The sequence below is a fragment of the Streptomyces sp. NBC_00873 genome, from assembly GCF_045207415.1.
Taxonomy (GTDB): domain Bacteria; phylum Actinomycetota; class Actinomycetes; order Streptomycetales; family Streptomycetaceae; genus Streptomyces.
The window spans coordinates 2108449-2128253 of record NZ_CP108803.1 but is presented as its reverse complement, the minus strand read 5'-3'; the positions used below and the strand labels follow the sequence as shown (position 1 = coordinate 2128253).

The following is a 19805-nucleotide window of genomic DNA, read 5'->3' as shown; positions in this document are numbered from 1 at the left end:
GGCGGCTGGTTCTCAGAAAGGAGCCGCCACCATGGGCGTTGCCACAACTCCGTCGTACGACCGCAGGGCGTCCGCCTCCCTCTTCTCCCGTCTGCGGACGGCCAGAGGGCAGGCCGACCCCTTCCCGATATACGCCGAACTCCTCTCGCGGGGCGAGGTGGTGCCCGCCCCCTGGGGCGGCTCCTTCGTGACGGGCTTCGCCGTCTGCGACCAGGTTCTGCGCAGCCGTCAATGGCTGGAGCCCGACAGGAAATGGCGGGAGCGCCAGGGGCCCGGGACACGCTGGAACGCGCCCTCCTCACGCGAGATGAGCAACACGCTCGCCGCGCTCAATCCCCCGGACCACACCAAGGTGCGACGGGCGGCGGGCACCTTCGACCGAGCCACTGTGGAGCGCATCGGCCGCAATGTGAACCGGACCGCGGATGAGCTCCTCGACGCCTTCTCGGAGCGAATACGCACCGGCGAGGCGGACTTCTCGGAGCTTGTCTGCGAGGAGCTGCCGGTGGCCACCGTAGGTGACTGGCTCGGGCTGCCGCAGGCCGACTGGCCCAGGCTCCGGCAGTTGACACACGATCAGGTCTTCACCCAGGAGCTGCTGCCGTCGGCCAGCCAACTGGCATTGTCCGACGCGGCCACGGCCGAACTCCGCACCTATTTCATGGACCTGGTGCGTGATCGGCGCTCCCACCCCGGTGATGACCCCGTCACCCGGTGGATCCAGACGTGGGACGCGATCGAGCCCGACCAGGACAAGGCCGACGAGGCGGTCTATTTCCTGGTGTTGTTCGTCCTGCTGGCCGCCCTGGAGACCACCGCGACCCTCCTCTCGACGATGACACTCCGGCTCGTCGAAAGCCCGGAACGCTGGGACATGATCGCCGACAACCCGGGCCTCGTACCCGGGTTCGTGGAGGAGACGCTCCGCTACGACCCGCCCACCCACGTGATCAGCAGGGTCGCCTCGCAGGACTCCGTGCTGGGAGGCGTCGAGATCCGCCGCGGCGAGATGGTCCACCTCATGGTCGGAGCGGCGAACCGAGACCCGGCCAGGCACAGCGACGCGGACCGGTTCGACCCCGAACGCACGCCCGGCCACCTCGCATTCAGTGGCGGCATCCACTACTGCCTCGGCGCACCGCTGGCCCGCCTCGAAGCCCAGACCCTTCTCCGCCAACTGATCCGGCGCCTTCCCCGCCTCACCCTCGTACGCCCCCCGTCGATGGCGCCCCGTGTGGCGTTCCGGCGCCTGCTGAACCTGGACGTAGCCCTCGCATGACCGAATCGCCCCTCACCCCCGCACACGCCCGGACCGCTCCCAAGGCGATACGTGCCGAGCAGGACGGCCCCGTACTGCATGTCCGCCTCAACCCCTGGGGGCAGGACGACACGTTGGACGCCGCAGTCCTCGACGACCTCGTCACCCTGCTCGACGACCTCCACGAGAGACCCGATGTCCGGATCCTGACGCTGTCGTCACTGGGTACGGACTTCTGCCTGGGTGCCGACCGCAACGAGTACCAGGAGGCACTGGCCGCCGATCCGTCCGGAGTGGGCCTGCGGCGCATCGTCGACAAGGCGCACCGCCTGTGCCAGGCCCTGGAGAACACTCACGCGGTCACCATCGCCCGGTTGCACGGGCGGGTCATCGGCGCGGGTCTCGCCCTCGCCGCCTTCTGCGATCTGCGCGCCGGTGCCGACACCAGCCGCTTTCGCATGCCGGAGGTCGGCATAGGGCTACCGCCGGCGTGGGGCGGGGCGATGGGGCGCCTGGTCTCCGAGGCCGGCACCTCCAGGATTCGCGAGCTCATGCTCACCTGCGACGTCTTCGACGCCGACACGGCCCACCGTATCGGTCTGCTCCACCGGACCGCCCCAATCGACCAGCTGGACAAGGTGATCGATTCCTGGACCAGGCCCCTCGTCCGACGCTCGCCCGAAGCACTCGTCCTGACCAAACGGATGCTGGCCGGCTACGCACGGGCGGACAGGACGGCAGACGTCTCCCTGCTCGACTCCCATCTCCTGGCAGCCACTCTCCACCAGCACGCAAGGGGCTGATCCTCCCAGGCTGAGGCGAGCGTCCGGCCCGCCACGGGCCGCCGAGGCATGGGGACGGCCGGGTGCCTCGGCGCGTGTGGCGGGCACAGTGCGCGCGGCGAGGTACCTGACCACTCACGATCGGGTCGGGCACCTCGCGCTGCGCTCGAAGCCCCATCGGCTGGAGTACCAGGGCGTGTGTCGGAAGTCCCGCCTGCCCCGCGACGCCTGACACGCCCGCTCGCTGCGTTGTCGGGCTCGCCCAAGTACGTCCAGTACGAGGACGACCCTCCGCCTTGCGATCGCACGCACCAGACGCCGCCGGGCCCACCCTTCGGGCGGACGGCGGGACTTCCGACACACGCCCTAGGACCGCCGCACCCGTGCCGTCAGCCGGCTTCCCAGCCGTCTGCCGAACGTGCCCGGCCGGTTCCAGGCCCGGAACGCCTCCGCCGTGCGGCTGCTCCCCGTGCGCTCGACGGCCTGCTCCACCGCCGCGATCTCGCTGCCGGACAGGCCGCGCACCACCGGACGCAGTACCTCCTCCAGGAGTGTGGTCCGGGTCTCGTTCCAGGCTCGGCCCGCGTGCGGGTGGGCGCTCCAGACGGTGAAGCAGTCGGCGACGTACGCCGGGTCGGAGCGCAGCCGGGCCAGGATGTCGCCGTGTCGGGCTGCCCGGCCGTAGGCCGCGATCAGGTCCGCGTCGTCGCTGTGTACGAACGCGTACAGCTCCGCGTCGGGCCGGTCCCGCGCGAGCAGACTGTGGGCAAGGGCGCCGTAGGCGTGCTCCAGCACAGTGGGCTCCACCGGTTCGGCGCGGGCACGCAGAGCCTTTGCACGGTCGGGCCAGCCGGGCGCCGACTCACCGGACCTGACGTCGCGGGCGAAGTCCAGGAGTTGCAGCGCACCGCGGACCCGAGTGCCGATCTCATGAGGGAAGCAGCGCAACAGATCGTGGGCGAGTTCCGCAGCCTCCTCGTCGTCGGAGGGGGCGTGGAGTGCCGCGTCGACGAGGTGGGACCACGTACCGGCCGTCCGGTGCGAGTCCGAGCCGGACTCGCCGAGCAGAAGTCGGGCTTCGCCCGCCGTCGGGGTGGCGTCGCCCCAGATCAGCCCGACAGCGGTGCGCAGGACCAGCGGCTCCGCGAACGGCGAGAACCCGGCGGCGCGCAGCACCGTGTGCAGCGCCATGATGCGATCGGAGCCCTGCTCCTTCGCGCGGGGCGCCTCGGCGCACATCCGCAGATGCGGCAGTGCCTGCGCGCCGGTGAAGGGGAGAGCGACGCGAGTGAGGAGCTCCTCGGCGGCGGAGGGGGCGGCCAGGGCGAGTTGATCGAGTTCGCCCAGGAGCGCCGTGCGGACATCGAACTGTTCGTCCAGGAGGTCGAGCAGCGTGGGGACACTGTCCGGCGCCGGAGTTGCGAGCAGCGTTCGGGCCATGTGCCGGGCGACAGAAGGGAGGTGGTCGGTGAGGTCAATGTCGAGCAGTCGGGCGATCCGGAGCAGCTGCACCAGGCGCCCGATGGTCGCCCCGGTAGTGGACTCCGTTGCTTCCGAGGTGAGTTCGGCGAGCAGGTCCGGGCCGAGTCCGTCGGCCAGCTGCTTCACGGTGGCGGGTTCGGCGAACGCCGAGCGCGGCGGAAGTGCCAGCGCGGCGTCGTTGCGCCGAACCGCCTCCGTCACGAGCAGTGCGGCGAGCGGCGCCGTGGTGGTGGCAGGAGCACGTCCTTCGAGCGCTGCCAGCAGCCGGGCCACGGACGCCGATTCGGAGGCGCTGCGGTCGTCGGTCGGCGCCGTGAGTGCGGTGGTCAGCCGGTGCATCTGCTGTTCGTTCAGCGCGTACGGTCGCTCGCCGGCCCAATCCGCTGCTGCGGCACGCCCGTTCGGGCCGAGTGCGATGCCTGCGTGCAGTGCGGTGAAGGCGAGTGGTCCGGCGGCGAAGGGTTCGCCCGGCAGCGCGGCCGCTGCCCGGAACAGTTCCGGTGCGCGGCCGCGCCAGACCCGGGCGACGGTCTCCGCCCAGGCGTCGTCCACCGGGCCCTCCGGAGCGCGGCCGGCGCACATGAGCACACGGAGGCCCGGGTCGGTCAGCTCGTGTGCGTCGTCCGGCAGTACGCCGATGACCTGGTGAGGGGAGTGCGCCGGGCGGCGGGTGTACGTGGTGAACGTCAGCCGCTGGGCGTGCTCCGGCGGGAGTACGGCTCCGGCCAGCGCGATCCACCGGGCCACGTCCGCACTCTGCCGCTCCACGAGAACGAGCCGCGCCGACGACGGTTTCTCGCTCACCCGGCGCAGATCGGCGAAGACCGTCGCGAGCCAGGGGCTGCGGGAGACCGCGAAGTCGTTGAGCGCCTCCTGCCCGAAGGCGACGGAGGCGGGCAAGGCGGATATACGGTCCGGTGTGCCGCTGTCCGGCGTGGTCGAAGCCCAGCGCGGCGACCGCCACGCCGTGATCGGGAGCGCGTCGCCGGGCAGGCGCGTGCCGACCGGAAGATGCACCGCATGCGCGTGGAAGTGACCGGCGCCGGAACCCCCGAGTGCGACGGTGCGGCTGAGTAGATGGCTGCCGTCGGAGAGCGCGCTGAAGCTGAACGTCTCGGGAAAGGACCGGAGTTCGACGTTCGTGGGGTGATACGGCGCCCCGGCCGGAGGCTCGTAACCGAGCAACTTCTCCGCCTCGGTCAGCACCGGCGTGGGTATGCCACCACCGACCGCAGTGAACCGTGCGCCGACCCCGTCGTCCCCCGCAGAGGCAGAGGTGTAGTGCAACTGCGCGAGGCTCATGGGCCGGCCCTCTTCGTCCTTGCCGCGTACGTCCCCGTGCGCCAGCACACCCCGCCTCGTCGGCCGTCCGTCGTGGAACGGCCGCCCGGGCGCGGCGACGACCCCGGCGGGGAGCGTTCCGCAATCGCGGGAGCGACGCTATCAAGGTGCGCGGCTCCCGCAGGCACGCTGCCGAAACGTGATCTCTGTAACTTCTGCGGAGGCCTTCAGTTCGGCGGCGTCTCTCGCGTCGCCCGACGGGTGCGCTCAACTGCGTTACGTGGTCAGCGCTGGACGGCGTATGCGACGAAGCCGGTCCAGGCGGCGGGGGAGAGGGTGAGCTGGGGGCCCTCTTCGACCTTGGAGTCCCGGACGCGGACGGTGTCGGGGCAGGTGGCGACCTCTACGCAGTCGTCTCCGGATCCGCTGCTGTAACTGCTCTTGAACCAGGCCAGGTCTGTGGTACTCATACCGCTCCTCGCGTCCGCTCCAACAGACTCGTGGACTCCTTCAGGGAGAGAGCCTGTGAACGCATCCTGGCATACCGCATCTGGAGCGTGCTGACGACGGCAGGGTCGGAGTGGAGGTGACCGCTCTCCTGCCCCTCGGAGTAGGCGAACCACTTGTGGTCCGGGGTCTCCAACAGTCGGATGGGGCCGTGCAGACCGGCGTGGTGCTCCTGCAACTGAAGCATGATCTGCAACTCGATATTGCGCCGCCGGGCCAGTCCGACGATGTGGTCGATGAGTTCCCGGGTGACCTCGACTCCGCCGGTGTGTCGTCGGAACAGGTGCTCTTCGAGGATGAAGCTGTACGCGGTGTTGGGGCGTTCCGTCAGCAGAGCCTGCCGTTCGGCGCGGGCAGTCATCCGAGCCTCGATCTGTTCGTCACCCAATGGCGGAAGCTGGTCCCTGAACAGTGCTCTTGCGTATGCCTCGGTCTGCAGCAGGCCGGGAATCAACCGGCACTCGTACGTGTACAGGCTGGCCGCCTCCGTCTCCAGCTGCGCCCAATGGTGGAACCACTTCGCCAGCCCCCGCCGCCGCGACAAGTGCTTCGCCGCAGCCCTGATGACCCCGAACGCCTCCAGCACGTCCTCCGCCCGGTCCACGAACGCGGGCGGGGGGAAGCGGCGGCCCTGTTCGATCGAGGCGACCGTCGGCACCGAGTACCGCACCCTCGGGGCGAACTCCTCCTGCGTGAGCCGCGCCCGTTTGCGGAAGACCTTGACCACCTCACCGAACGCCTTCAGGGTGTCCGAGGGCTCCGGCTCCCCGTCCGCGCCCGTCGTGCCGCCTGTGCCACCCGCGCCGTCCGTCATGTCCGGCCACCTCCCGTGCCCGCCTGCCTCGATCCGCAGCTCGCCCATGGTCACGGACTGTTACACGTACTGTCCACCCGCTGTACCCGTACGCTGACTCAGCGTACGAGTTCGTGATCTGGTGGAACGGGTCTGGCGGCCGTCACGGTGAGCGCATGGAAGCACTCTCCGCCCCCCAATTGCCCGTTACCGTACGTGTGTTCGTGCAGCGGTTCAGCTCCACGCCACGCGGTGCCCGGCTCGCCCGACAGCTCGCGCTGCACCAACTGAACGGCTGGGGTGTCCCGTACCGCAGCGACGCGTCCGAGACCACCGCGCTGATCGTCGCCGAGCTGGCGGCGAACGCGGTGACGCACGGCCGGGTGCCGGGCCGGGACTTCGAGTTGAGGCTCGTGCATGCTCCGGGTGACCGGCACACGCTCGGCGTTCTGCGGATCGAGGTCACAGACACCCGGGGCGAGCTGCGGCCGCCGGGACCGGGGGAATTGGTGGCGCCACCGCCCGGTTCCGGCAGCGGCCACGGGCTGATCCTGGTCGAGGCGCTGGCCGACCGGTGGGCGGTGCTGGAGCGCGTACCGCCGGGCAAGACGGTCCGCGCCGAGCTGGACCTGCTGTACTGATTGCGGTGACCGCTCCCAGCGGCCGGTTCTGCTTGTTGTGGCGATCGAAAATGGGGCACTCTGGGCACATGACCGCCGAGCCTGCCGACTACAGCCAAGGCATCGACCCGGAACGCGCTCTGAAGTACGCCGTCCAGAACATCCGGGGCGATCGTGCCCAGATTGTCGAAGGGATCATCGAGCCTGTGTTGCCCACCTGGGATCGCGAGGCCACGGCCGAGGTGATCCGCGACCAGATCGAGCCGCGCGCCCGCGAACTGGGGTGTGTCACCGGCTCGGGGAACCTGGACCTGCCAGGCTCGTCGAACTGGTACGTACCCGACATCGCCGTCGTACCTGCTGCGGACGCGAAGGGCGCGGGTGCGCTGCTACCTGATCAGACACTGCTCGTGGTCGAGGTCACCAGCGAGTCTAACGCCGAAACGGACCGCGTCGTGAAGCGGCGACGGTACGCCGAGTACGGGGCGCCGCTGTATCTGCTGGTCGATCAGGTGGAACGGAGCGTGACTCTGTTTGCCGAACCCGGACGTCTGGGGTACACGCGGGTCGACGGCCCGCACCCATTCGGGGCCGTGTTGCACCTGCCCGGACCGTTCGACCTGGACCTGGACACGGGCGAGTTGTGAGCGCATCGGCGTAGCGAGCGGTCCCGCGTACGCCACGACGGTAGGTTCTGGCTGCATGCCACCCCGCCCGTCGGCAACCGAGGAGAGCGCACACGCCATGGCCGAACAGCCCCGCACGCCGCCGGTACCGCAAGCGTCCCAGGTCCAGCTCTCCGCAGGTCCGGTGGAGTACCAGGACAGCGGCGGTGACGGCCCCGTCGTCGTCCTGCTGCACGGCGTCGCCATGGACGGCTCGCTGTGGCGGCACGTAGTCACCGATCTGCGCCCCGACTACCGGTGTGTTGTCCCGACCCTGCCACTCGGCGGCCACCGCCGACCCATGAAGCCGGACGCCGACCTGTCGGTCCTCGGCGTGGCCAGGCTGGTTGCGGAGTTCCTCGACGTGCTCGACCTCACCGACGTCACCCTGGTGATGAACGACTGGGGCGGGGCACAGGCCCTCGTCGCCGACGGGCGCGATGAGCGGATCGGGAAGCTCGTCATCACCTCCTGCGAGGCCTTCGACAACTTCCCGCCCGGACTGCCCGGCTCCAATCTCTACGCCTCCGCCAAGATGCCCGGCGGGCTGAACATCGCCTTCAACCTGCTGAAGCTGAAGCCGATGCGGCGGCTGCCGATGACCTGGGGCCGGATGAGCAAGCGGCCGGTGCCGCACGAGGTGATGGACGCGTGGTTCCGGCCGCTGTGGACGTCGGCGGAGATCCGCCGCGATCTGCGCAGGTACGTGCTCGGGGTGCCGCCCAGAACCGAACTGCTGCGGTGGGCGGAGAAGCTGCGTGACTTCGACCGGCCCGCGCTCATCGTCTGGGCGGCCGAGGACAAGGTCATGCCGCCCGAGCACGGACGCAGGCTCGCCGAGTTGCTGCCCAAGGGCGAGCTCATCGAGATAGCCGACAGCTACACACTCATCCCGGAGGACCAGCCGCAGCAGCTCGCCTCGGCCATCAGGGCGTTTCTGCGGAAGCTCTGAACGGGCGGGCGTCGTTCGCCTGGGCGTCTCCTCGCCGTTGCCGATCGCACGCTCGGTTCCAGGGGGCCGGTCGCCCGTACCGAAAGGCGGCCTGCCCCTTCCGTACGGGCGGGCATGAAGCGGAGCTGCGGCTGCGCTTAAGAAAACCTCGATGGACCTGGGGCGCGGGGTACGGCAGATTTCTCTGTGACGGCGGAGGATGGTGCGCGGCAGCCGATCACCGTGCGTGCTGCCCCCATGCCGTCCCTCTCATCTTCCCCGGGCCGCAGGCTCCCTTCGAGGCTGCCCCCGGCCCGGGGCGTTCACCTCGCACCACGTACAGGGAGCCGCAGCCGTGAAGGCACTTGTGAAGCAGAAGGCCGAGCCCGGACTCTGGCTGATGGACGTTCCCGAGCCGGAGATCGGCCCCTCGGACGTGCTGATCAAGGTCCTCCGTACCGGCATCTGCGGAACGGACCTGCACATCCGCAACTACGACGGCTGGGCGCAGCAGGCCGTGAAGACGCCGCTCGTCCTCGGCCACGAGTTCGTCGGCGAGGTCGCCGCGACCGGCGCCGACGTCGTCGACATCACCGTCGGCGACCTGGTCAGCGGCGAGGGCCACTTGGTCTGCGGGAAGTGCCGCAACTGTCTCGCCGGACGCCGCCACCTCTGCCGCTCCACCCTCGGGCTCGGCGTCGGCCGGGACGGAGCGTTTGCCGAGTACGTCGCGCTGCCCGCCTCCAACGTGTGGGTGCACCGGGTCCCCGTCGACCTCGACATCGCCGCGATCTTCGACCCGTTCGGCAACGCCGTGCACACCGCGCTGTCCTTCCCGCTGATCGGCGAGGACGTCCTGATCACCGGCGCCGGGCCGATCGGCATCATGGCCGCAGCCGTCGCCAAGCACGCGGGCGCCCGCAACGTCGTCATCACCGACGTCAGCGAGGCCCGGCTCGAACTCGCGCGGAAGGTCGGCGCCGGCCTCGCCCTCAACGTCGCCGAGGAGACCATCGCCGACGGCCAGCGTCACCTCGGCCTGCGCGAGGGTTTCGACATCGGCCTGGAGATGTCCGGCCGCCCCGAGGCCATGCGCGACATGATCGCGAACATGACGCACGGCGGACGGATCGCCATGCTCGGACTGCCGTCCGAGGAGTTCGCCGTCGACTGGTCCCGCGTCGTCACCTCGATGATCACGATCAAGGGCATCTACGGCCGCGAGATGTACGAGACCTGGTACGCCATGTCCGTCCTGCTGGAGGGCGGCCTCGACCTCGCCCCCGTGATCACCGGACGGTACGGCTACCGCGACTTCGAGGCGGCCTTCGACGACGCGGCGAGCGGACGCGGCGGCAAGGTCATCCTCGACTGGACCGTCTGACCGACCTCCTACCGGCCCGTACACACCAGGAGACACCCCTCATGTTCGACTCCGTACGCGACGACGTGCGCACGACCCTTGACGAGATCAAGGCCGCCGGACTCCACAAGCCCGAGCGCGTGATCGGCACCCCGCAGTCCGCGACCGTCGCCGTCACCACCGGTGGCCGTCCCGGTGAGGTGCTCAACTTCTGCGCCAACAACTACCTGGGCCTCGCCGACCACCCCGAGGTGATCACCGCCGCCCACGAGGCGCTGGACCGCTGGGGCTACGGGATGGCCTCGGTCCGCTTCATCTGCGGCACGCAGGAGGTCCACAAGGAGCTGGAGCAGCGGCTCTCGTCGTTCCTCGGCCAGGAGGACACGATCCTCTACTCCTCGTGCTTCGACGCCAACGGCGGCGTGTTCGAGACCGTCCTCGGCCCGGAGGACGCGGTCATCTCCGATGCCCTCAACCACGCCTCCATCATCGACGGCATCCGCCTCTCCAAGGCCAAGCGGTTCCGCTACGCCAACCGCGACATGGACGACCTGGAGCAGCAGCTCAAGGAGGCGTCCGGGGCGCGGCGCCGGCTCATCGTCACCGACGGCGTGTTCTCCATGGACGGGTACGTCGCCCCGCTCCGCGAGATCTGCGACCTGGCCGACCGGTACGACGCCATGGTCATGGTCGACGACTCGCACGCGGTCGGCTTCGTGGGCCCCGGCGGCCGCGGCACGCCCGAACTGCACGACGTCATGGACCGCGTCGACATCATCACCGGCACGCTCGGCAAGGCGCTCGGCGGTGCCTCCGGCGGCTACGTCGCGGCCCGCGCCGAGATCGTCGCACTGCTGCGTCAGCGGTCCCGCCCGTACCTCTTCTCCAACTCCCTCGCCCCGGTCATCGCGGCGGCCTCGCTCAAGGTCATCGACCTGCTGGAGTCCGCCGGTGACCTGCGCGAGCGGCTGGGCGCCAACACCGCGCTCTTCCGCAACCGGATGACCGAGGAAGGCTTCGACATCCTGCCCGGCGACCACGCCATCGCCCCCGTGATGATCGGGGACGCGGCGAAGGCAGGCCGGATGGCGGAGCTGCTCCTGGAGCGCGGTGTGTATGTGATCGGGTTCTCCTACCCGGTCGTCCCGCAGGGCGCGGCGCGCATCCGCGTTCAGCTGTCGGCCGCGCACTCCACGGACGACGTGAACCGTGCGGTGGACGCGTTCGTCGACGCGCGGGCCGCGCTCGGCGCGTAGCTCCACGAGCGGGGCGGTCCCAGGTCCCGTACACCCCTCGGGGCCTGGGACAATGGATCACATGATCGATGCACGGCGGCTGCGTATTCTCCGTGCGGTGGCCGACCACCGCACCGTGACTGCGGCAGCCGCCGCGCTGTATCTGACGCCGTCCGCCGTCTCCCAGCAGCTCGCCGCCCTGGAACAGGAGACCGGCCACCGGCTGGTCGACCGCGGCGCCCGCGGCGTGCGGCTCACGTCGGCCGGCGAGATCCTGCTGACCCACACCAACGCGGTGCTGGCCCAGCTGGAACGGGCCGAGGCGGAGCTCGCCGCGTACGGGGCGGGAGACGCCGGTACGGTCACGGTCGCTGCGTTCGCCACCGGCATCGGGCTCGTGCTCGCCCCCGCCATCGCCGAACTGACGCTGACCGCGCCCGGCATCCGGGTCCGGGTGCAGGACGCGGAGGGCGACGCGAGCGTGCCGATGGTGCTCGACCGGCAGGTCGATGTGGCGGTCGCCGTCGAATACCGGGGCGCGCCCGGCGAGGACGACCGGCGGCTGACCCGGGTGCCGCTGTACTCGGAGCCGTTCGACGCCGTGCTGCCGGTGGGGCACCGGCTGGCCGGCCAGGACCAGGTGGCGATCGCGGACCTGGAGAAGGACCCGTGGATCGGCCCGTACCCCGGCAACCCGTGCCACGACGTGGTCGTGCTCTCCTGCGAATTCGCCGGCTTCCAGCCCAGACTGGAGCACTCCTCGGACGACTTCCGCGCGGTGGTGGCACTCGCCGGCGCGGGGGCCGGGGTGGCACTGGTGCCGAGGTCGGCGCTGCGGGGGATGGAACTCGCGGGGGTGGTGGTACGCCAGGTGGAGGGCAGCGCACCGACCCGGCGGGTGTTCGCCGCGGTACGGCAGGGGGCGGAGGGGCATCCCCTGATCCGTCCGGTGCTCGACGCGTTGCGGGGGGCGGCGGGACGGGTGCTGTAGACATCCTTCAGCCCGTCCGGCCCCCAGGACGGAGCACTTCCGCGGCGGGCCGGAGCCGGTTGGGCGGGACGATGCAAGCCCGTACGGAGATCGAGGACCGAGGCCGCGGGTCGCCCACCGCGCCCTCACCGCCTCCTGACGCGGCCACCGGACGTCCCCGGGATCACAACGCCCGCCACCGCAGCCACCAGCACCGCCCCGGCCAGCACCCCGTACCGCACCGGCTCCAGGTACGGCACCGTCCCCGCCGCCGACACCGCGAACGCCGTCAGAGGGATCGCCGCCACCGCCGTGCCGATCGTCAGCCCCGCCACGGCCACCAGCCCCGTCTCCAGGAACAGCATCCGCGTCACCTGCCTGCGCCCCGCACCCACCAGCCGCAGCAGGCGGAACTCCCGCCGGCGGCCCACCGTGATCAGGGTCAGCGTGCTCACCACCGCCAGCAGCGCGAACCCGCCGATCACCCCGACCCCGATGACGATCAGCGCATCGTCCTCCTCCGACGACGACGGCGCGATCCGTACGTCGTCCGCCGTCGCGGCCCGGACCTGCGCACCGGCGTACGGGGCGACCGCGCGCCGTGCCGACGCCGCAGCCGACCCGGCCTCCGAGCGGACCAGGATCCGGGCATCGCGCGCCGCCGATACATGGCCGGTCAGCGCCTCGCGCGGCAGCATGAACTCGCCGAGCCCCAGGGCCCGTTCGTACACCGCCACCACCCGCAGCCGCGTCTGCGTACCGTCACCGAGCCGCAGCCGCACCCGGTCGCCGATGCCGACGCCGAGCTCGTCCGCCCGGTCCTTGCCGACCGCGACCGTGGAGCGACCCGTCAGGGCGGCCAGGTCACCCGATGCGACGCCCGGATCGACCGTGCCGGACAGCTCGTCCGCCGTCACACCAAGCACCGGGTAGCGGTCCAGCTTCGGATCGCCCATCTCGTGGTGCGCGAGCATGACCGACGACCGCAGCACACCTGTCGCAGCCGCCACACCCGGTGCCTTGCGCACCGCGGCCGCCGCGTCCGCGGGCAGCCCCGCCGGAGCCGTCACCACCAGGTCCGCCCGCAGCGCGGCCGCCGCCTGCCGGTCGGCGGCCCGTTCCAGCGTCGCCCCCGCCGTCAGCTGGACGCAGACGAACGCGACCACCAGCACGACCGGTGTGATCGCCGCGCCCAGCCGCCGGTGGTGCGCGGCGGCCGACTTCGCCGCCAGGAACCCGGAAGCCCCGCCCGCACGCCGCAGCGGCGCACCCAGCACCCGCGTCGCCGCCCGCGCGATCCACGGCCCGAGCAACGCCACCGCGATGACCAGCGACGTCGCCGCACCCGACGCGGCCACCGCGGCCGCCTGACCGCCCTGCGCCATCGCCGCGCCCGCCGAACCGACTCCGGCCACGGCCAGCAGCATGCCCGCACCGGTCCGCAGCCGGCCCGGCTCACCCGGCTCGGGGGCGCGTGCCGCACTCAACGCGGCGGCGGGCCGCATCCCGGTGATCGACCGGGCAGCGAGCAGCGCGACCGGCCGTGCGGCCCCGGCGACGAACACCGCGGCGGCCACGGCAGCCGCGAGCGGCAACCACAGCGGCACGGGCAGCGGCAGCTGATCCGTCGTCAGCAGCGACCGCATCAGCAGCCCCAGCGGTATTGCCCCGACCCCGCCCAGCACCACCGCGGCACCAGCCACCCGGCTCACCTCCCTGCCGACCGCCGACCTGAGCTGCCGCGGCGTCGCGCCGACCGCCCGCAGCAGCGCCAGCTCACCGGAGCGCTGGTGGACCGCCTGGGAGACGGTCGTGGAAAGAACGAGAAGCGCCACCATGAGGACCGTGCCCGCGATCGAGCCGAGCAGCGCCAGCAGATCACCGCGGCCGCCCAGCGCGTCCAGGTGCTCGGCCTCTCCGCGTGCGGGGCCGGTGAGGACCCGGATGCCGCGCCCGGTGTCCGTACGGTCGGGCAGCGCGTCGCCCAACGAGTCCCGCAGCGCGTCCGAGGAGACGCCGTCCCGCGCGACGATCCCGACCGCGTCGACCGTGCCGGGGTGCCCGGCCAGCGCGGTCAGCCGCGCTTCGGTGAAGAAGACGGCGGGGGCGTTCACGCCCCGGCTGCCCGCGTCCGCGACGCCGCTGATGGTGTACGGGCGCGCGGCGCCGTCCATCTGAAGCTTCACGGTCGAGCCCACCTTGGCGGCGGCGGGTGCCAGCGCCCGGTCGATGACCACCTCGTCCGCACTCCGCGGCGCCCGGCCGGAGGTCAGCTCGTACGGAGTGAGCACCGCCGACGGCCAGGAACGGCCGACCGCACGGGCGCCACCGCCCAGCGTCAGCGGCACCGAGTCGTCCGCGACCGCCTTCGCCACCCCGTCGGCCGCCGCTGCCTTCGCCACCACGGCCCGGTCCAGCCGGGCCCGTTCCGACAGGTACGCAGTCGTCGTCCTCGGCTCACTGCCCCACGGCTTCGCCGTGTACGACACCTTCTGGTCGGCCGCCACCACCGCGTCCGCGCCCGCGTAATGCTCCACCGGCGGCTGCGCCGGCAGCAGCGAGCCGAGCACCAGCGCGAACGCGCCGATCAGCGCCGCCGTGGCCGCCGTCGCCGCGAACACCGCGGCCCAGGCCCACCGGTGCGCCGTCAGCGAGCGCCTGGCCAGGAACGCCGACGCGCGCCGCCCCCCGGACCGCGCCCGCCCGGTATCCGCCTTCCGGATCCTCGTGCTCATCGCAGCCGCCCGCCGTCCATCGTCAGAACGGTGTCCGCCCAGCTCGCCGCCACCGGATCATGGGTGACCATGACGACCGTACGGCCGTCGGTCCGTACCGCGTCCCGCAGCAGACCGAGGACCAGCGTCGCCGACTCCGGGTCCAGGGACGCCGTCGGCTCGTCCGCGAAGATCACCGCGGGTTCGGTCACCAGCGCCCGGGCCACCGCGACCCGCTGCTGCTGGCCGCCCGAGAGCGTCGTCGGACTCTCCGCCCCGCGCCCCGCAAGACCCACGCGGGCCAGCAGGTCCTGCCCCCGGGCCAGCACCCCGGCATCGGCCGGATCCGCTCCCGCGAGCACCAGCGGCAGAACGACGTTCTCCTCGATGGACAGCGACGGCACCAGGTTCAGTGCGTGCGACTGGAAGACGAAGCCCACCCGGTCCCGGCGGAGCCGGGTCAGCGCCGCCTCGCTCAGCGACCCCAGGTCGGTGTCACCGATCCGTACGGTTCCCGAGGTCGGACGGTCCAGCCCCGCCGCGCACTGCAGGAACGTGCTCTTGCCGGACCCGGAAGGGCCGACCACCGCGGTGAAGCTCCCGGCCGGGACCGCGCAGCTGACCGCGTCGAGCGCCACCGCCTCCCGGCCGCGCCGCCCGTAGCGCCGGCTCACCGACTCCAGGCTCAGCGCGGTCGCCCGTATTGCCGTGACCGTGTCCACCGTTGCCTCCGCTGTTGCTTGCGTATCACCTGACCTGCATAAACGCTAGGAGCGAACGGGGCTGCAGGGGAGAGTGCGCGCTCCCGGACCGGGGGTGCAGCCAGCTCCACCACGAGCTGGGGGAGGGCCCCACTCCGCAGCCGGGCGGACCCCCGTAACGTGACCTGGCATGAGCACCACTCCCGCCCCGCTGACGGTCGCCATCCGGCGTTCGTGGGATGCCTCGCGCTACCTGCTCATCGGCATCCCGGTGGCACTGCTCGCCTATCTGTGCGCGTTCCTGGTGGTCGCCGTCCTGATGTTCGCCGTCGTGATCATCGGGCTGCCCGCCCTGCCGGAGGCCGCCAAACTGCTGCGGCGCTTCGCGGACTTCGAGCGCCGCCGGTCCGCTGCGCGGCTCGGGGTCCCGTTCCGTCCGGCGCAGTATCTGCCGTTGGACGGCGGAGAGCTGTCCGAGCGGGTCCGACGGGTCCTCACCGACCCCGCGACCTGGCGCGACGCGCTCTGGTTGCCGGTCCAGACGCTCATCGGCAACGGACTCGGCTATCTCACCCTGGTTCTGTGGCCGATCGGACTCCTCGTGGACGGGGCCGCACTGACCGTCGTCCACGCCCTGGACCGGCGCACCGCCGACGAGTACGGCACACCGCTTCCCGAGCGGCGGGGCTGGGTGCTGCGCTGGCACCCCGTGCTCGCGGACCTGTCGGCGAGCTGGTCCCGTTCGCTGCTGACCTCGTCGCACTCCGCCGAACTCGCCGACCGGATCGCCCAGCTGACGGAGAGCCGGGCCGGCGCCGTCGAGGCGCACGGCGCCGAACTGCGCCGCATCGAAAGGGATCTGCACGACGGAGCCCAGGCCAGGATCGTCGCCCTGTCGATGCGCATCGGGCTCGCCAGGCAGCTCCTCGACCGCGACCCCGCCACCGCCCGGCTCCGCCTCGACGAGGCCCAGGACGGCGCGGAGGCAGCTCTCGCGGAGCTGCGGCACGTGGTCCGCGGCATCCATCCGCCCGTGCTGACGGACCGTGGACTGGCCGGTGCGGTACGGGCGCTGGCCGCCGATGTCGCCGTACCCGTCACGGCGGACCTCGACGGTGTCGAGGACGGGCGGCGGCTCCCGGCCGCCATCGAGGCGGCCGCGTACTTCGTGGTCGCCGAGGCGCTCACCAACATCAGCAAGCACAGTGGCGCGACGGCCGCCACCGTCCGGATCGGCCGGGCCCCCGGCACCTTGCGTGTGGTCATCGGGGACGATGGGCGCGGCGGCGCGGACGAGCGCGCCGGCAGCGGCCTGGTGGGGATCAGGCGGCGGGTCGCCGCACTGGACGGCACCACCCGCATCAGCAGCCCCACCGGAGGGCCGACGGACATCGAAGTGGAGCTGCCGTGCGGATCGTGATCGCCGAGGACAACGCGTTGCTGCGGGAAGGGCTGATCCTGCTGCTCACCGGTTCGGGCCACGAGGTGGTGGCCGACGCGGCCACCGGGCCCGAGATCCTTCCCGCCCTGCTGAAGCACCGGCCGGACGCCGCCGTCCTCGACGTACGGCTGCCGCCGACGTTCCGGGACGAGGGACTGCGCGCGGCCGTCGCAGCCCGCGCCGAGCTGCCCGAGCTGCCGATCCTCGTCCTGTCCCAGTACGTCGAGGAGACCTACGCCGCCGAGCTGCTTGCCCAGGGCGCCCAGGGCATCGGCTACCTCCTCAAGGACCGGGTGGGCCGGGTCGACCAGTTCCTGGAGGCCCTCGACCGGGTGGCGGCAGGCGGCACGGCCCTCGACCCGGAGGTCGTGACCCAGCTGCTGACCCGCAGGTCGTCCGCCGAACCCCTGCAGAGCCTCACCCCGCGCGAACGCGAGGTGCTGGAACTGATGGCCCAGGGCAAGGCGAACGGGACCATCGCCGCCGAACTCGTCGTCACGGAGAGGGCGGTGAGCAAGCACATCGGCTCGATCTTCGCCAAGCTCGGTCTGGAACCGGACGACGGCACGGTGCACCGGCGGGTGCTCGCCGTACTCGCGTACCTGGAGGGCCGGGCGAACCGCTGAACACCCCGCCCGGCCGCCCGGCCCTTCGCACGGTCAGTCATGTCACTGAACGTAACAGCGGCCACTGACAACGCTCCCGCGAGGCGGGAAACCCGCGGTTCACGCGGGCTGGAGCAGGTCCCAGCGGTTGCCGTACAGGTCCTCGAAGACCGCGACCGAGCCGTACGGTTCGTGGCGCGGCTCCTCCAGGAAGCGCACTCCGGCCGCCAGCATCCGGGCGTGGTCGGCCGCGAAGTCCTCGGTGTGCAGGAAGAAGCCGACCCGGCCGCCGGTCTGCGCGCCTACGGAGGCCCTCTGGCCCTCGTCCTTGGCGCGGGCCAGCAGCAGCCCCGTACCCGCCGCGGCGCCGCGCGGGCGGACGACGACCCAGCGGGATCCGTCCCCGCGGTCGGTGTCCTCGACGAGTTCGAAGCCGAGGGCGTCCGTGTAGAAGGAGAGGGCCTCGTCGTAGTCGCGGACGACCAGAGTGACCAGGGCGATGTGGGACATGGCGATTCCTCGGGGATGCGGAGCTGGGTCATATGGTTGAGTTATACGTAACACTATCGAGGGTGCCGCCCATGCCGGGACAATGCCCCGCATGCACCTGAGTGACGTCGGCGAACTGTCGGCCCGCGCCCGCCGGCTCGCCGCCCCCGGCCATCGCCGCATACTCGGCATCGCGGGGCCGCCCGGAGCCGGGAAGTCCACCCTCGCCGCCCAGCTCGTCGAGGCGCTGGCCGGGCTCGCCGTCCTCGTCCCGATGGACGGCTTCCACCTGGCCCGGGCCGAGCTGGACCGGCTGGGCCGGGCCGGCCGCAAGGGCGCCCCCGACACGTTCGACGCCGCCGGGTACGCAGCCCTGCTCCGACGCCTGCGCACGCCCGGGGAGGAGGGGCCCGTCTACGCTCCCGCCTTCGACCGCACCCTGGAGGAGCCGATCGCGGGGTCCGTTCCCGTGCCACCGCACATCCCGCTCGTCGTCACCGAAGGCAATTACCTGCTCCATGACGACGGCCCCTGGGCGCCGGTGCGCGGGCTGCTCGACGAGGTCTGGTTCCTGGACCTCGACCCGGACGTACGGGTGCGCCGGCTCGTCGACCGCCATGTGCGGTTCGGCAAGCCCCGGCCGTACGCGGAGCGCTGGGTGGCCGGGTCCGACGAAACCAATGCCCGGCTCGTCGACCGTGGCCGGGACCGCGCCGACCTCGTCGTACGGCTGCGCCCGACGTCCTGACCCCCACTCGCGCCGACTGCCGCCACCGGGCAGGATGCTGTATGCCGTGTCGCATCGCCAGGAGGTCCGCATGTCCAGCCCCGACCAGCCCGTGCCGTTCACCGCCGACGACTACCGGGCGAGGATGGAGCGGGCCGCCGAGTCCGCCGCCGAGGCGGGGCTCGCGGGTGTCCTCGTCGCACCGGGCCCGGACCTCGTCCACCTCACCGGCTACCACCCCGTGAACACCGAACGCCTCACCCTCCTCGTCCTCAAGGCGGGCCAGGACCCGGTCCTCGTCGTCCCCACCCTGGAGGCACCGGACGCCGAGGAGGCTGTCGGCTCCCCGGCCCTGACCCTGCGCGACTGGACCGACGGCAAGGACCCGTACGCCGTGACCGCCCCGCTGCTCGACGCGGCCGGCCGGTTCGGGATCAGCGACAACGCCTGGGCGATGCACCTGCTCGGGCTGCAGAAGTTCCTCCCCGGCACCTCGTACGTCTCCCTCACCGAGGCCCTGCCGATGCTGCGGGCGGTCAAGGACGCTGCCGAGCTGGAGCGGCTCGCGGCAGCGGGGGCCGCCGCCGACGCCACGTACGAGGAGATCCTGAAGGTCCGCTTCTCCGGCCGCAAGGAGACCGACGTCGCCGCCGATCTCGCCGCGCTGCTCAAGCAGTTCGGGCACTCGCAGGTCGACTTCACCGTCGTCGGCTCCGGGCCCAACGGCGCCAACCCGCACCACGAGGCGGGCGACCGCACCATCGAGCGCGGCGACATGGTGGTGCTGGACTTCGGCGGCCTCAAGCACGGCTACGGCTCCGACACCTCGCGCACGGTCCATGTCGGCGAACCCGGCGCCGAGGAGCAGCGGGTGCACGACATCGTGCGGGAGGCGCAGGAGGCCGGCTGCCGCGCGGTCCGGCCCGGCGTCGCCTGCCAGGAGATCGACCGGGCGGCCCGCGCCGTCATCACCGAGTTCGGCTACGGCGAGCGCTTCATCCACCGCACCGGCCACGGCATCGGCGTCACCACCCATGAGCCCCCGTACATGATCGAGGGCGAGGAGCAGCCGCTGGTGCCCGGGATGTGCTTCTCCGTGGAGCCCGGCATCTATCTGCCGGGCCGGTTCGGCGTCCGTATCGAGGACATCGTGACCGTCACGGAGGACGGCGGGCGTCGGCTCAACACCACCGCGCGCGAGCTGGCGATCGTCGAATAGCCCGGCCGGGAGGAGCGCTCAG

At 71.8% G+C, this 19805-nt stretch carries 18 protein-coding genes; 12 read left to right on the top strand and 6 right to left on the bottom strand.

The annotated features are described in order from the left end of the window. The first annotated feature begins 31 nt into the window (after positions 1–31). Positions 32–1279: a cytochrome P450 gene (locus OH809_RS09655; RefSeq protein WP_406422805.1), complete on the top strand. Its 1248-nt coding sequence runs from the start codon at positions 32–34 to the stop codon at positions 1277–1279. Beyond that, positions 1276–2061, top strand: a complete 786-nt coding sequence (locus OH809_RS09650) for an enoyl-CoA hydratase/isomerase family protein (RefSeq protein ID WP_406422806.1) — start codon at positions 1276–1278, stop codon at positions 2059–2061. The genes OH809_RS09655 and OH809_RS09650 overlap by 4 nt, the downstream gene beginning before the upstream one ends. Before the next feature lie 345 nt (positions 2062–2406). Here OH809_RS09650 and OH809_RS09645 read toward each other — a convergent pair whose 3' ends face one another. The 3 genes from OH809_RS09645 to OH809_RS09635 form a co-directional block, all read right to left on the bottom strand. Beyond that, on the bottom strand, positions 2407–4824 hold the full coding sequence (locus OH809_RS09645; RefSeq protein ID WP_406425270.1) for a GTPase-associated protein 1-related protein: 2418 nt from the start codon (positions 4822–4824) through the stop codon (positions 2407–2409). Between the two features lie 263 nt (positions 4825–5087). Next, the gene (locus OH809_RS09640) at positions 5088–5273 is read right to left on the bottom strand and encodes a DUF397 domain-containing protein (RefSeq protein WP_406422807.1); all 186 of its coding nucleotides are present in this window, start codon (positions 5271–5273) and stop codon (positions 5088–5090) included. Continuing rightward, positions 5270–6172: a Scr1 family TA system antitoxin-like transcriptional regulator gene (locus OH809_RS09635; RefSeq protein ID WP_406422808.1), complete on the bottom strand. Its 903-nt coding sequence runs from the start codon at positions 6170–6172 to the stop codon at positions 5270–5272. The genes OH809_RS09640 and OH809_RS09635 overlap by 4 nt, the downstream gene beginning before the upstream one ends. A 107-nt stretch (positions 6173–6279) precedes the next feature. Between OH809_RS09635 and OH809_RS09630 the strand changes: the two genes are divergently transcribed. The 6 genes from OH809_RS09630 to OH809_RS09605 all read left to right on the top strand — a co-directional run bounded on the left by OH809_RS09630 (position 6280) and on the right by OH809_RS09605 (position 11908). Continuing rightward, a complete protein-coding gene (locus OH809_RS09630) occupies positions 6280–6744 on the top strand; it encodes an ATP-binding protein (protein ID WP_406422809.1) in 465 nt (154 codons plus the stop codon). Between the two features lie 68 nt (positions 6745–6812). Beyond that, positions 6813–7370: a Uma2 family endonuclease gene (locus OH809_RS09625; RefSeq protein WP_406422810.1), complete on the top strand. Its 558-nt coding sequence runs from the start codon at positions 6813–6815 to the stop codon at positions 7368–7370. Positions 7371–7467: 97 nt separating this feature from the next. After that, complete coding sequence (locus tag OH809_RS09620) at positions 7468–8340, top strand: alpha/beta fold hydrolase (protein ID WP_406422811.1); 873 nt, start codon at positions 7468–7470, stop codon at positions 8338–8340. Between the two features lie 334 nt (positions 8341–8674). Next, positions 8675–9703: an L-threonine 3-dehydrogenase gene (gene tdh, locus OH809_RS09615; RefSeq protein WP_406422812.1), complete on the top strand. Its 1029-nt coding sequence runs from the start codon at positions 8675–8677 to the stop codon at positions 9701–9703. Positions 9704–9744: 41 nt separating this feature from the next. Beyond that, positions 9745–10938 carry a glycine C-acetyltransferase gene (locus OH809_RS09610; protein WP_406422813.1) on the top strand — a complete coding sequence of 398 codons (1194 nt, stop codon included), beginning with the start codon at positions 9745–9747 and terminating at the stop codon, positions 10936–10938. Positions 10939–10999: 61 nt separating this feature from the next. Beyond that, positions 11000–11908 carry a LysR family transcriptional regulator gene (locus OH809_RS09605; RefSeq protein WP_406422814.1) on the top strand — a complete coding sequence of 303 codons (909 nt, stop codon included), beginning with the start codon at positions 11000–11002 and terminating at the stop codon, positions 11906–11908. Positions 11909–12033: 125 nt separating this feature from the next. Here OH809_RS09605 and OH809_RS09600 read toward each other — a convergent pair whose 3' ends face one another. Together OH809_RS09600 and OH809_RS09595 are read right to left on the bottom strand one after the other, a co-directional pair. After that, positions 12034–14622: an FtsX-like permease family protein gene (locus tag OH809_RS09600; RefSeq protein ID WP_406422815.1), complete on the bottom strand. Its 2589-nt coding sequence runs from the start codon at positions 14620–14622 to the stop codon at positions 12034–12036. Then, positions 14619–15323 carry an ABC transporter ATP-binding protein gene (locus OH809_RS09595; RefSeq protein ID WP_406422816.1) on the bottom strand — a complete coding sequence of 235 codons (705 nt, stop codon included), beginning with the start codon at positions 15321–15323 and terminating at the stop codon, positions 14619–14621. Before OH809_RS09595 ends, OH809_RS09600 begins: the two co-directional genes overlap by 4 nt. Positions 15324–15492: 169 nt before the next feature. Here OH809_RS09595 and OH809_RS09590 point away from each other — a divergent pair, with 169 nt between their 5' ends. Both OH809_RS09590 and OH809_RS09585 read left to right on the top strand, forming a co-directional pair. Further along, positions 15493–16722, top strand: a complete 1230-nt coding sequence (locus tag OH809_RS09590; protein WP_406422817.1) for a sensor histidine kinase — start codon at positions 15493–15495, stop codon at positions 16720–16722. Then, positions 16710–17369: a response regulator transcription factor gene (locus tag OH809_RS09585; RefSeq protein ID WP_266980154.1), complete on the top strand. Its 660-nt coding sequence runs from the start codon at positions 16710–16712 to the stop codon at positions 17367–17369. The genes OH809_RS09590 and OH809_RS09585 overlap by 13 nt, the downstream gene beginning before the upstream one ends. A 99-nt stretch (positions 17370–17468) precedes the next feature. Here the strand turns inward: OH809_RS09585 and OH809_RS09580 are convergent, their stop codons facing one another. Further along, positions 17469–17858 carry a VOC family protein gene (locus tag OH809_RS09580; protein ID WP_345514044.1) on the bottom strand — a complete coding sequence of 130 codons (390 nt, stop codon included), beginning with the start codon at positions 17856–17858 and terminating at the stop codon, positions 17469–17471. A gap of 91 nt (positions 17859–17949) precedes the next feature. Here OH809_RS09580 and OH809_RS09575 point away from each other — a divergent pair, with 91 nt between their 5' ends. Continuing rightward, positions 17950–18585 (top strand): nucleoside/nucleotide kinase family protein, encoded by a 636-nt coding sequence (locus OH809_RS09575; RefSeq protein WP_406422818.1) that lies wholly within the window; start codon positions 17950–17952, stop codon positions 18583–18585. Positions 18586–18655: 70 nt separating this feature from the next. Continuing rightward, positions 18656–19783 carry a M24 family metallopeptidase gene (locus OH809_RS09570; RefSeq protein ID WP_406422819.1) on the top strand — a complete coding sequence of 376 codons (1128 nt, stop codon included), beginning with the start codon at positions 18656–18658 and terminating at the stop codon, positions 19781–19783. Positions 19784–19805: the final 22 nt, after the last annotated feature.